Source organism: Bradyrhizobium sp. SZCCHNR1051, from assembly GCF_032489615.1.
In the GTDB taxonomy this organism is placed as follows: Bacteria; Pseudomonadota; Alphaproteobacteria; order Rhizobiales; family Xanthobacteraceae; genus Bradyrhizobium.
In genome coordinates this window covers 310,723-323,390 of record NZ_JAUEYJ010000004.1, presented here as the reverse complement: position 1 = coordinate 323,390, position 12,668 = coordinate 310,723, and the positions used below count along the sequence as shown (strand labels likewise).

Sequence of the window (12,668 nt, the reverse complement as noted above, 5' to 3'; positions counted from 1 at the left end):
GTGATGATGCACATGTCGGCGCGCAAACCGGCCGAGCGGCCGACCCTGACGCGCCTGCAGATGCGGCTGCCGGGACCGCGGCAGACGGCGGCGTTCGTCGCGCTGTTGCGCGGTCTGTCGCTGGTGACCGTCGAGCGCGATCCCGGGGACGCCCGCATCCGCTATCTGGTGCCAGGCGCCGTCATCCTCGAGGGTCTGCGAGGCTGGCTTGCCATGCATCTGGATTGCCACGCGCGGTTGACGCATGCCGACGGACTGAGCCTTCGTCTGCAGGACGACGCCGCGTTCTACGCGGAGACGATCCGGCAATGTGCGAGCTGGCTCTGCCGCGACAACCGGCCCCTGACGGGATTTCCCGATCTCGCCTGGACCGACGAGCACGACACCGGCATCCATCTGGCGCTGACACTCGTCGCCCGTTCCGCCGCTGGGCGCGAGGCCGTCGAGATTTCGACGGCGGAGCTTGCGACCTCGCTGGGCGTCTCGAGCTCCCATATCCGCAATCTGCTGGCGACAATGGAGGAGCGCGGTCTGCTGCGCTTTGGCGACGGGCGCCGGCATCTGACGCTGATGCCGGATTTCGTGGCTTCCGTGGAGGCCTGGTTCTGCCACCAGGTGTGCTGGCTCGCGGCCGCAGCCGCGCGTGCGGATCGCGCGCTGCGGCCAGCTTGACGCGTCAGATCATCGTGACCCGGCCGGAGCCGATGTCATAGATGCCGCCGACGATCTTCACCTTGCCCTCGGCGACCATGCGGCCGACGATCGGCTTGGCGGTCGACAGGCGCCGGACATTGTTGCGCACGTTCTCCGCGGTGGCCTCGGCCAGCAGGTCCTGCGGCTTCTTCGCGATCGCGGCCTCGACGCCGGGTTTGAGCGCATTGATCAGGGCGGGCAGGTGGCCAGGCAGCTTGGTGCCGTCCTTGAGCACCTTGATCGTGGCATCGATGGCGCCGCAGCCGCTGTGACCAAGCACCAGCACGAGAGGCGTGCCGAGGAACTTGACGCCATATTCGAGGCTGGCGAGACCGTCGTCGTTGACGAAATTGCCGGCGACCCGGACCACGAACAGCTCACCAGGCCCCTGATCGAACACCAGCTCCGGCGCGACCCGTGCATCGGCGCAGCTCACGATCGCGGCGATCGGGTACTGTGCCGCGGCGCGGGCCGCGCGGCCGGCCGAGAAATCCTTGTTGTCGAGATTGCCGGCGACGTAGCGCGCGTTGCCATCGACGATGCGCTTCATCGCGTCGTCCGGCGAGATCGCGTTGGGGGCTGTCGCGATGTCGCTCGTCTGCTTGGCTTCCTTCGCAAAGGCCGGAAGCGCGCCGACCGCCGCGGCGGCCAGCACTGCGCCGCCGCCGAGCAGCCGGCGACGGGACAACACGGGGGATTGCGGTTCACACAGCGAGCACATCGGCGGGGTGTCTCCATCAAGAGTTGAAAGATGCGCGCCCGGCACGCCGGCCGCGGCACTACCCATGCCACGCGAACTGACGCGGTGAACGCGCAAAAATTGCAGGTATCCCGTTGGGACGGGTTTGCGTGGGATCGCGCTTAACAATTTGTGAAGGGGTCATCCCCGGCGGGAACTGCTCGCCCATCGCGGCGGCGGGGCTGCCAAAATCGGCCAAAATCGGGCGGGCGCCTGCGAATTTGGCGATGTTTACGGCCCGGGCGGACTTGTCCAGGCCGGTCATGTCTTGCAAGAAGGGCTGATGATTCGCGGTCGCGCCCCTCCGCCGGGCGCCCGGAACCCTTGAGACGAGACGCCCCATGAGACTGCCGCGCGAGATCGGACCCATCCACTTCGTCGGGATCGGCGGCATCGGCATGAGCGGCATCGCCGAGGTGCTGTGCAATCTCGGCTATACGGTGCAGGGTTCGGACGCCTCGGATAATGCGAACGTCGCACGCCTGCGCGAGAAGGGCATCACCGTCAGCGTCGGGCACAAGGCCGAGAACGTCGCCGGCGCGGATGTGGTCGTCGTCTCCACTGCGATCAAGCGCGACAATCCGGAGCTGATGGCGGCGCGCGCCCAGCGCATCCCCGTCGTCCGCCGCGCCGAGATGCTGGCCGAGTTGATGCGGCTGAAGAGCTGCGTCGCGATCGCCGGCACCCACGGCAAGACCACGACCACCTCGATGGTCGCGGCGCTGCTCGATGCCGGCGGGCTCGACCCGACCGTCATCAATGGCGGCATCATCAATGCCTACGGCACCAATGCGCGGCTCGGCGGCGGCGAGTGGATGGTGGTCGAGGCGGACGAGAGCGACGGCACCTTCCTGAAGCTGCCGGCGGATGTCGCCATCGTCACCAATGTCGATCCCGAGCATCTCGATCACTTCAAGACCTTCGACGCCGTGCAGGAGGCGTTCCGCACCTTCGTCGAGAACGTGCCGTTCTACGGCTTTGCCGTGATGTGCATCGATCACCCGGTGGTGCAAACGCTGGTCGGCAAGATCGAGGACCGCCGGATCATCACCTACGGCGTCAACCCGCAGGCCGATGTGCGCCTCGTCGATCTCACGCCGATGGGCGGCGGCTCCCGCTTCAAGGTGGTGTTCCGCAATCGCAAGAGCGGCGCGACGCACGAGATTGCCGACATCGCGCTGCCGATGCCCGGCCGGCACAACGCCTCGAATGCAACGGCGGCCATCGCGGTCGCGCGGGAGCTCGGCCTGTCCGACGAGGCCATCCGCAAGGCGATTGCCGGCTTCGGCGGCGTCAAGCGCCGCTTCACCCGCACCGGCGAATGGAATGGCGTGACCGTGATCGACGATTACGGCCATCACCCGGTCGAGATCGCGGCCGTGCTGAAGGCGGCGCGCGAATCCACCAACGGCAAGATCGTCGCCGTGGTGCAGCCGCATCGCTACACAAGGCTGCAGTCGCTGTTCGAGGAGTTCTGCACCTGCTTCAACGACGCCGACGCCGTCGTCGTCGCTGATGTCTATCCGGCTGGTGAGGTGCCGATCGAGGGCGTCGATCGCGACCATTTCGTGCTCGGCCTGCGCGCCCACGGCCATCGCGACGTGGTGCCGCTGCCGAAGGCCGCGGACCTCGCCGGCATCGTCAAGGGCCTCGCCAAGCCGGGCGATCTCGTCGTCTGCCTCGGCGCCGGCAACATCACGCAATGGGCCTACGCGCTTCCCAACGAGCTCAAGGCGCTGGGGTGACCAGGTGAGCTTGACGAAGCGGGTCCCTGCCACACGGCACGCTCTGCTCTCTCTCCCCTTGTGGGGGAGAGGTGGAGAGGGGGGGGACCACGCGCGCCGGCGCTTGTGGCTCGCCCCTCTCCCTGACCCTCCCCCACAAGGGGGGAGGGAACAGAGAGGCCGCGTCGACCCTGACCAAGCCGGGCAGCAACTGAGAGACGCGCCTTGACCTTCCCCGACATCACGCCCGAGCTCAAAGCGGCCATGCCGGAGCTGCGCGGGCGGCTGCTGGCCAATGAGAGCCTGGCGCCGCTCACATGGTTTCGCGTCGGCGGTCCGGCGCAGGTGTTGTTCACGCCGGCCGATGCCAACGACCTCGCTTATTTCCTGAGGCGGCTTCCAGCCGATCTGCCGGTCACCGTCATCGGCGTCGGTTCCAACCTCATCGTGCGCGACGGCGGGGTGCCCGGCATCGTCATCCGCTTGGCGCCGCGCGCGTTCGGTGAGGTCAAGGCGGAAGGCGACATCGTCACGGCCGGGACGGCTGCGCTCGACAAGCGCGTGGCCGAGGTCGCAGCCTCCGCCAATCTCGCCGGCCTCGAATTCCTGTTCGGCATCCCCGGCACGATCGGCGGCGCGTTGCGGATGAATGCCGGCGCCAATGGCGGCGAGACCAAGGACATCCTGGTCGAGGCGATTGCGATCGACCGCAGCGGGGAGACCCGTCTCTTCAACAATGCTGAGATGAAGTTCACCTATCGCGCGAGCGGCGTCGATCCGTCGCTGATCTTCACGGCAGCGCGCTTCCGCGGCACGCCGTCGGCGCCGGAGGCGATCCGGGCGCGCATGGCCGAGGTGCAGGCGCATCGTGAGACGGCGCAGCCGATCCGCGAGAAGACCGGCGGCTCGACCTTCAAGAATCCGCCCGGACATTCTGCCTGGAAGCTGGTCGATTCCGCGGGCTGCCGCGGCCTCAAGGTCGGCGGCGCCCTGGTTTCTGAAATGCACTGCAACTTCCTGATCAACACCGGCGATGCCACGGCCGAGGACATCGAGACGCTCGGCGAGACCGTGCGTGCGCGGGTCAAGGCGAGTTCGGGCATCGAGCTGCAGTGGGAGATCAAGCGGATCGGAGTCAAGGCGAGCTGATCGCCCCGCCTGCTCAAGTGACGTCAGCGCAATCGCGACTGCGGTTGTGAGATCAACCGAGAAGACATTGATGCGCACCACGATTTTGTTCGGCGGCTCCAACAAGGAGCGACTGGTCTCGGTGGCCAGCGCGAAGGCCCTGCACGCCGCGCTGCCCGAGGCTGACCTCTGGTTCTGGGAGGCCGACGACACGGTGCATCAGGCGAGCGGCACGGCGCTGGTGGCGCATGCGAAGCCGTTCGAGGAGCCGTTCACCGCCGATGGCCCCCGGATCGGGACGCTCGCCGAGGCTCTCGATCGCGCCAGGGCCGAGGATCGGGTTCTGGTGCTCGGTCTCCACGGTGGCCGGGCGGAGAATGGCGAGCTTCAACTGATGTGCGAGCTTCGCGGCGTGCCGTTCACCGGCTCGAGCTCGGCCGCCTCGCACCTCGCCTTCGACAAGGTCGCGGCGAAGCGCTTCGCCGTGCTCGGCGGGGTGACGGCGGCCGAGGGCGTCGCGCTCGATGACGCCGAAGCGGCGCTGGCGCGCTACGGCAGGCTGATCGCCAAGCCGGTGAAGGATGGATCGAGCTTCGGGCTGATCTTCGTCAACGCCAGCCAGGACCTCGTTGCCGTCAAAGCGGCAGCCGCGACCGAGGAGTATCTGATCGAGCCCTTCGTCACCGGGACGGAGGCGACCTGCGGCGTGCTCGAACAATCCGATGGCGCGCTGATCGCGCTGCCGCCGATCGAGATCCTCCCCGCAGACGGCGCCTTCGACTATTTCGCGAAGTACCTCGCCGCGGCGACGAAGGAGATCTGTCCCGGCCGCTTCAGTCCGGAGGTGACGGCCGCGCTGCAGACGGAGGCGATCAAGGCGCATCGCGCGCTGTCCTGCGGTGGCTATTCGCGCACCGACTTCATCGTCTCGTCCAATGGTCCCGTTTATCTGGAGACCAATACGCTGCCCGGGCTGACCGCGGCCTCGCTGTACCCCAAGGCGCTCGCGGCGCACGGGATCGCTTTTGTCGATTTCCTCAATCAGCAGATCGCCTTGGCGGAGGGGCGCAGCCGTCGATTCGGCGTTCGGTAGTCGCCCCGCAGGAACCCGGCCCGGCGTCCCCCGGTGGTTCCTGTAACCCGTAAAATGCTTAAGAATTCCAGGCAAGGTCCTCATAAATCGGAGAAAAAAATCGTCTCCCCGGACCGATTTTACTTTTTGTTTACCAGGACGTCCGAAGGTTAACGCTGGCGCCTCAGTGGTGCTCGGCTGCCGGGTCGTGACGTCACCAGTGTCCGGCCGGCCGGGAGCGCAGGCGCGGGTCCGCGAGTATCTGCGGGCGCAACAGTTTGATGAGCTCGTGCAATGGATGGTGCAGGACGCCTCGCTCGATCGCAGAGGCCTCAAGCGAACCTGAAAGCCGCTGCCCTTGGCGCGGCAATCCTGCTGCGCGAGTATGTCTCGGCCCGCCTTCCGCGTGTCCGCTTCGCGCGGGGATACACGAAGCAACCTCTGGGCCGGCGGTCGACCCGAAGAGATCTTGCGCCGATGCAGGCCGCGCTCGCGCCGATGGTCGAGCGTGAGGCGCCGCCGCGCGTGGTCGAGCTCGTCGAGCGCTATCTGCCGCGCCGGCTCGGCACCGTGGCGACCGTGGTGCTCTTGTTCGGCAGCGTCTGGCTCGGCATCGTCAAGGGCGGCCACGCCCAGGACGTCAGCGCGGCCCTGTCCGACACCCGCAATGCGCTGGCCAATGCGGCCGGCTTCCGCATCACGGCCGTGGCGATCAATGGCCGCAGGCAGCTCACCCAGGACGAGATCCTCGCCGTCGGCGGCGTCACCGGCCGCTCCTCGCTGCTGTTCCTCGATGCCGCCGCCGTGCGCGACAGGCTCAAGGCCAACCCCTGGATCGCCGACGCCACGGTGCAGAAGTTCTTTCCGAACCAGCTGCAGATCGACGTCGTCGAGCGCAAGGCGTTCGCGCTCTGGCAGCAGGAGGGCCGCCTCTCGGTCATCGCCGATGACGGCGCCGTGCTCGAGCAATACGTCTCGCGCCGTTTCCTGACGCTGCCGTTGGTGGTCGGCAAGGGGGCCGAGAGCCGCGCGCGCGATTTCCTGGCGCTGCTCGCCCGTTACCCGCAGGTGCGCGCCGTCACCAAGGCCGCCGTGTTCGTCGGCGAGCGGCGCTGGAACCTGCGTACCAAGGACGGCCTCGACATTCGCCTGCCCGAGCACGATGTCGGCAACGCGCTCGCCACCCTGACCCAGCTCGATCAGGACGATCGGCTGTTCTCACGCGACATCGTCGCCATCGACTTGCGGCTGCCGGACCGCCTGACGGTGCAACTGTCCGAGGACGCAGCGAAGGCGCACGACGAGCTGTTCAAGGACAAGAAGTCCAAGAAGAAGGCCGGTGACGCATGACCGGCTTCGATCGCCAGACTCCGAAGACGCGCCCGATGGGCCAGAAGCGCACCGCGCTTGTGGCCTCTCTCGATGTCGGCACCAGCAAGATCGCCTGCATGATCGCGCGGCTGAAGCCGGCGCCGCCGAGCGACGCGCTGCGCGGCCGCACCCACACGGTCGAGCTGATCGGCTACAGCCAGATCCAGTCGCGCGGCGTCAAGGCCGGCGCCGTCGTCGATCCCGTCGAATGCGAGCAGGCCGTGCGGCAGGCGGTCGCGCTGGCCGAGCGCATGGCCAGGGTGCGGGTCGAGTCCGTGCTGCTGCCGGTCGCCGGCGGCCGCGTCATGGGCCATCTGATCGAGGCCACCTCGGACATTCGCGGCGGCGCCGTGACCCAGGCCGATGTCAGCCGCGTGACCTCAACCGGCATGCATCACGCCACCGGCGACGGGCGCGCGGTGCTGCATGCCTTGCCCGTCGGCTACACGCTCGATGGCGTGAAGGGCATCCGCGACCCCCGCGGCATGCTGGCGCGGCAGTTCGGCGTCGACATGAACGTGGTCACGACCGACGCCACCGTGGCCAAGAACCTGATGCTCGTGGTGGAGCGTTGCCATCTCAACGTCGAGGCCATGGCGGCAAGCCCGTATGTTGCCGGGTTGTCGGTGCTGACCGACGACGAGGCCGATCTCGGCGCTGCCGTGGTCGAGATGGGGGCGGGCACCACGACGATCGCGATCTATTCCGGCGGCCGCTTCGTCCATGCCTCCGGTTTTGCGCTCGGCGGGCACCACGTGACCATGGATCTTGCGCGCGGACTATCAGCGTGCATTGCAGATGCCGAGCGAATCAAGACGTTATATGGCACGGTGCTGACTGGCGGGTCCGACGCGCGTGAGTTGATGTCTGTTCCGACGGCCGGTGACAACGAGCGGGATGTTCCGCAGATCGTGTCCCGCGCCACCATCGCGAACATCGTCAGGCACCGCGCAGAGGAGATTTTTGAAATGGTCCGCGACCGGCTGAAGGATTCGCCCTTTGCGGCAGAACCCAAGGCGCGCGTCGTCCTCAGCGGAGGCGCCTCCCAGCTGACGGGGCTGGTCGAGCTTGCGACCCGGATCCTCGACCGCCCGGTGCGTGTCGGCCGCCCGCTTGGCTTCGGCCGTCTTCCCAACGAGGCCAAGAACGCCGCCTTCGCGGTGCCGACGGGGCTGCTGGTCTATCCGCAATACGCGCACCTCGAACATGTCGAACCGCGGCATACGCGGCAGGTCGGGACAGGAACCGACGGCTACTTCGGAAAGGTCGGACGATGGCTACGCGAGGGCTTCTGATGACCGGTTCCCATCCCATGCGATTTCCAACAACACCAACCGCGGCCGGCGGCCGGGGCGAACCCACCCGCGCGTGATCGAGAGGCAATCATGGCACTCACTATTACCCCTCCTGATATCCACGAGCTGAAGCCCCGGATCACCGTGTTCGGGGTCGGCGGCGCGGGCGGCAACGCCGTCAACAACATGATCACGGCCGGCCTTCAGGGCGTCGACTTCGTCGTCGCCAATACTGACGCGCAGGCGCTGACCATGTCCAAGGCGCAGCGCATCATCCAGATGGGCACGCAGGTGACCCAGGGCCTCGGCGCCGGCTCGCAGCCGGATGTCGGCGCCGCCGCCGCACAGGAGGTGATCGACGAGATCCGCGATCACCTCTCGGGCGCCAACATGGTGTTCGTGACCGCCGGCATGGGCGGCGGAACCGGCACCGGTGCAGCTCCGGTCATCGCCAAGACCGCGCGCGAGATGAACATCCTCACCGTGGGCGTCGTCACCAAGCCGTTCCACTTCGAAGGCGCGCGCCGCATGCGCACCGCAGAATCGGGCATCTCGGAGCTGCACAAGGTCGTCGACACGCTGCTGATCATCCCGAACCAGAACCTGTTCCGGGTCGCCAACGAGAAGACCACCTTCGCGGACGCCTTCGCGATGGCCGACCAAGTGCTCTATTCCGGCGTCGCCTGCATTACCGACCTGATGGTCAAGGAAGGCCTGATCAACCTCGACTTCGCCGACGTCCGCGCCGTCATGCGTGAGATGGGCAAGGCGATGATGGGCACCGGCGAGGCTTCCGGCGACAAGCGCGCGCTGACCGCGGCCGAAGCCGCGATCGCCAACCCGCTGATCGACGATTCCTCGATGAAGGGCGCGCGTGGTCTCCTGATCTCGATCACCGGCGGCAAGGACCTCACGCTGTTCGAGGTCGACGAAGCTGCGACCCGCATCCGCGAGGAGGTCGACCAGGACGCCAACATCATCGTCGGCGCCACCTTCGACGAATCGCTGGACGGCCTGATCCGGGTGTCGGTGGTTGCCACCGGCATCGAGCAGGCGCAGTTCAACCGGAACGTTACGACCTCACAGCCGGCGGCGGCTGTCGCTCCGATTGCCGCCGCCCCGACCGCTGTTGCGGGTCTTCCTGAAAGCCGCCTCGCCGATCTGACCGCACGGCTGCGCGCCGACAATCAGCGCCTGGCCGAACGCGCCGCCAAGCTCGAGCAGCAGGCGTCGCAGGCTCCGGCCGTCGCCGCTCCGGCACCCGCGCCGATGGCGCCTGCGCCGCGTCCGGCGCCGAATCTCGAGCGCGATACGCTGGCCGCCGTCGCGGCCGCGATGGCAAGCGAGCCCGGTCCGTCGGCCGCCCCGGCGCAGGCAGCGTCCTATGGCGATGTGACGGTGCGCCCGATTGCACAGAAGCCGTCGCTGTTCCCGGAGCCCGAGGCGCAGCGCGCGGCTCCGATCGAGCCGGCGGCCTTGCCCGAGACCTTCATTCCGCAGGCCGCCGAGCGGGTTCCGGTTCGCGCGCCGCGCATGCCGAAGTTCGAGGACCTGCCGATGCCGGCCCAGGCCGAGATTCGTCAGGCGAGGGGCGACGAGGGCGACGAGCATCCGCAGAAGACCCGGATGTCGCTGCTGCAGCGTCTCGCAAATGTCGGTCTCGGCCGCCGGGAGGAGGACGCCGAACCTCTGCTGCCGGTGCGGACCGCGGGTCCTGCCATGCCGCAGATGCCGCCCCTGCCGGAACGGAAGCCGCAGCGGAACGTTGCTCAGCAGGTTGCGAGCCACGAATCGCCCGTCTCGGAGTATGCCCGCCGTCCCGCGCCGCAGGGGCTGGATGTCCATGGCCGTCCCGCGCCTGTGTCCCCGGCGCCACAGGGAGACGACCATTTGGATATCCCAGCCTTCCTCCGCCGGCAGGCAACCTGAGAATTGTTACAGCCCTGACGGTGCTGAACAGGCCCGGCTCGCGAGAGCCGGGCCTTTTCCTTGGCCTCCCGGTGCGCGCCGATCGCCATTCAACTAACTGATTTTAAATGATTAATTATTCTTTCGGTGTTTAGATCGGGAACCAGGAGGGTTAAGGCCACGTTCCAGTTTGGTTAAGGGTTGGCGCGAATACGGCAGAGATGGGGTAACAATCCGTAAAGAAGCGTGAGTTGGCGCTCTTTGGGGCTCTCGTTAAGTTCTGCCGTGACTTGGGGATGCCTGAAAGTGAGTCGGTTCGCGAGGGGCGACCGATGAAGGGTCAGGCGGGGTCTTGGGCGATCGTCGATGAAATTCAGCCGGCAAACAACGCTTCGTTCGCAAGCCACCGTCACCGGTGTAGGCGTCCACTCTGGTGCGCCTGTCAGCCTGACGATTGGCCCGGCGCCGATCGATGCAGGGATCGTGTTTCTCCGCACCGGCCTCGATGGGGCCGACCGCGAGGTCCAGGCCTCCTTCGGTTCAGTGATCGCGACCGAGCTCGCGACGGTGCTCGGTGACCGCACCGGCCCGCTGGTCTCGACCGCCGAGCATGTTCTCGCCGCGCTGCGCGGCATGGGTGTCGACAACGCCCTGATCGAGGTCGACGGCCCCGAGGTACCGATCATGGACGGTAGCGCTGCGCCGTTCGTCGCTGCCATCGACCAGGCGGGGATCGTCAATCAGTCGGCTCCACGGCGTTACATTCAGGTGCTCAAGCCGGTCCAGGTGACCATGGGTGCCTCGACGGGCGAGCTGCGTCCCAACAACTCCGGCTTCCGGGTCGAAGCCGAGATCGATTTCACCAATCCCGTGATCGGCCGCCAAGCCTATCATTTCGAACTCAATCCCGAGCGCTTCCGCCGCGAGATCGCCCGCGCCCGTACCTTCGGCTGCATGAGCGACGTGTCGCGGCTGTGGAGCGCCGGTTTCGCGCTCGGCTCCTCCTTCGATAACACGCTGGTGTTCGACGAGGACCGTCTGCTCAATCCCGAAGGTCTGCGCTACGCGGACGAATGCGTCCGCCACAAGGTGCTGGACGCGATCGGTGATCTGGCGCTGGCCGGCCTGCCGATGCTCGGAACCTATCGTTCGGTCCGTGGCGGTCACAAGCTCAACCACGCGGTCTTGACCGCTCTGATGGCCGATCGCACCGCCTGGCGGATCGTCGAAGGCGAGACCGTGCGGCGTCCCCGCGTGGCCGCGGACGCCGTCGGTGGCATGGTCGGTGGCATGGTCGCCCCGGCCTACGGTCCGGACGTGTCCTGAGCGCCTGCTGCGAGGCTCGAGCGAACGGATAGCGTCCCTCGTGGGGCGCAATGGGGCAACACGATTCTGCTGTCGGTATTTGCTCGGCTGCAGATCTCGTACGCTGAATTTTTTGTCATTGATTGTTGCCGACCGCATCCTTCCTCATGGACGGGCTGTCGGCATTTCGATGTTTTCCCGCGGCTTCTTCAGCGATAACCATGATGCACGGCGGCAGCCTCGATCTTGCCTTAATCCGGGCGGATTGGCTTCCTATGCGGTTGGTTGATGAAGTGTTTTCGGCTAGAGAGGCCGGGGCCGCGTGATGCGTGCCACTGGCGGGGCTCTTCCTTCGCGGTCATGAAGCGACCTTCATGGTGCGCGGCGTAGATCAGATCACAGGCATCGGGTTCCAAAGAAGCATGTCGATACAGCGTCTCACGCGCGACCTCCGTCATCCCGCAGCAAGCATCGGCCGGCTCCGCCTCGCCGCGTCGCTGATCCTGCTGGCGCTGCCGTTGAGCGGCTGCGGCACCGGCGGACTCTGGGACAAATTCCTGGCCAAGGACGACACCTTCGTCGATGAGCCCGCGGACAAGCTCTACAATGAGGGCTTGTTCCTGATGAACGAGAAGAAGGACGTCAAAGGCGCGACCAAGAAGTTCGAGGAGGTCGATCGCCAGCATCCTTATTCCGACTGGGCCCGCAAGTCGCTGCTGATGTCGGCCTACGCGTCCTATCAGGCCGGCGACTACGACGGCTGCATCGGCGCTGCCACCCGTTACGTGACGTTGCATCCGGGCAGCCCGGACGCGGCCTATGCGCAATACCTGATCGCCGCGTCGCATTACGACCAGATCCCGGACATCAGCCGCGATCAGGGCCGCACCGAGAAGGCCATTGCCTCACTCGAAGAGGTGGTACGCAAATATCCGACCTCCGAATACGCCACCAATGCGAAGGCCAAGATGGAGGGCGCCCGCGACCAGCTCGCCGGCAAGGAGATGGATGTCGGCCGCTATTACATGCAGAAGCGCGACTACACGGCCGCCATCAACCGCTTCAAGGCGGTGGTGACGCAGTATCAGACCACGCGGCACGTCGAGGAAGCACTGTATCGCCTGACCGAGGCCTACATGACGATCGGCATCGTCGGCGAGGCCCAGACCGCGGCGGCTGTGCTCGGGCACAATTTCCCCGACAGCAAGTGGTATAAGGACGCCTACAATCTCGTGAAGTCGGGCGGCGTCGAGCCCGAGGAGAACAAGGGCTCCTACATCTCCCGGGCCTTCAAGAAGCTGGGCCTGGGCTGAGCGGTCGGCCAGATCGGCTCGTCGGTCTGGCTTTGTTCTGTATTCTTGTTTTGTTCTCTATTTGCTGCTAGCATCGAGTCGTTCGCTCAGGGGCGTTCCGCCCCGTTACGAAGGACTTCG

11 protein-coding genes are annotated in these 12,668 nt (G+C 66.6%); 9 read left to right on the top strand and 2 right to left on the bottom strand.

What is annotated here, in order from left to right; translation table 11 throughout:
- Window positions 1-12 precede the first annotated feature (12 nt).
- Window positions 13-672: a helix-turn-helix domain-containing protein gene (locus QW868_RS06885; RefSeq protein WP_316230195.1), complete on the top strand. Its 660-nt coding sequence runs from the start codon at window positions 13-15 to the stop codon at window positions 670-672.
- Between the two features lie 4 nt (window positions 673-676).
- Here the strand turns inward: QW868_RS06885 and QW868_RS06880 are convergent, their stop codons facing one another.
- Complete coding sequence (locus QW868_RS06880; RefSeq protein ID WP_316230194.1) at window positions 677-1,414, bottom strand: carbonic anhydrase; 738 nt, start codon at window positions 1,412-1,414, stop codon at window positions 677-679.
- Between the two features lie 58 nt (window positions 1,415-1,472).
- Complete coding sequence (locus QW868_RS06875) at window positions 1,473-1,706, bottom strand: hypothetical protein (protein ID WP_316230193.1); 234 nt, start codon at window positions 1,704-1,706, stop codon at window positions 1,473-1,475.
- 67 nt (window positions 1,707-1,773) lie between these two features.
- On the opposite strand from QW868_RS06875, the gene murC reads away from it, so the two are divergent.
- From murC to QW868_RS06835, 8 genes are all read left to right on the top strand, one after another.
- Window positions 1,774-3,177, top strand: coding sequence for a UDP-N-acetylmuramate--L-alanine ligase (gene murC / locus QW868_RS06870; RefSeq protein WP_316230192.1), 1,404 nt, complete (start codon window positions 1,774-1,776; stop codon window positions 3,175-3,177).
- 204 nt (window positions 3,178-3,381) lie between these two features.
- Window positions 3,382-4,305 (top strand): UDP-N-acetylmuramate dehydrogenase, encoded by a 924-nt coding sequence (gene murB / locus QW868_RS06865; RefSeq protein ID WP_316230191.1) that lies wholly within the window; start codon window positions 3,382-3,384, stop codon window positions 4,303-4,305.
- 70 nt (window positions 4,306-4,375) lie between these two features.
- Window positions 4,376-5,377, top strand: a complete 1,002-nt coding sequence (locus QW868_RS06860) for a D-alanine--D-alanine ligase (RefSeq protein ID WP_316230190.1) — start codon at window positions 4,376-4,378, stop codon at window positions 5,375-5,377.
- 273 nt (window positions 5,378-5,650) lie between these two features.
- Window positions 5,651-6,706 carry a cell division protein FtsQ/DivIB gene (locus QW868_RS06855; protein WP_315771403.1) on the top strand — a complete coding sequence of 352 codons (1,056 nt, stop codon included), beginning with the start codon at window positions 5,651-5,653 and terminating at the stop codon, window positions 6,704-6,706.
- Entirely contained in the window at window positions 6,703-8,022 is a 1,320-nt protein-coding gene (gene ftsA, locus QW868_RS06850; RefSeq protein WP_315736788.1) for a cell division protein FtsA, read from the top strand. Before QW868_RS06855 ends, ftsA begins: the two co-directional genes overlap by 4 nt.
- 90 nt (window positions 8,023-8,112) lie before the next feature.
- A complete protein-coding gene (ftsZ, locus tag QW868_RS06845) occupies window positions 8,113-9,951 on the top strand; it encodes a cell division protein FtsZ (protein WP_316230189.1) in 1,839 nt (612 codons plus the stop codon).
- A 345-nt stretch (window positions 9,952-10,296) separates the two neighbouring features.
- The gene (lpxC, locus tag QW868_RS06840; RefSeq protein WP_316227361.1) at window positions 10,297-11,256 is read left to right on the top strand and encodes a UDP-3-O-acyl-N-acetylglucosamine deacetylase; all 960 of its coding nucleotides are present in this window, start codon (window positions 10,297-10,299) and stop codon (window positions 11,254-11,256) included.
- Between the two features lie 401 nt (window positions 11,257-11,657).
- Window positions 11,658-12,548 (top strand): outer membrane protein assembly factor BamD, encoded by an 891-nt coding sequence (locus QW868_RS06835; RefSeq protein WP_315755090.1) that lies wholly within the window; start codon window positions 11,658-11,660, stop codon window positions 12,546-12,548.
- Window positions 12,549-12,668 lie beyond the last annotated feature (120 nt).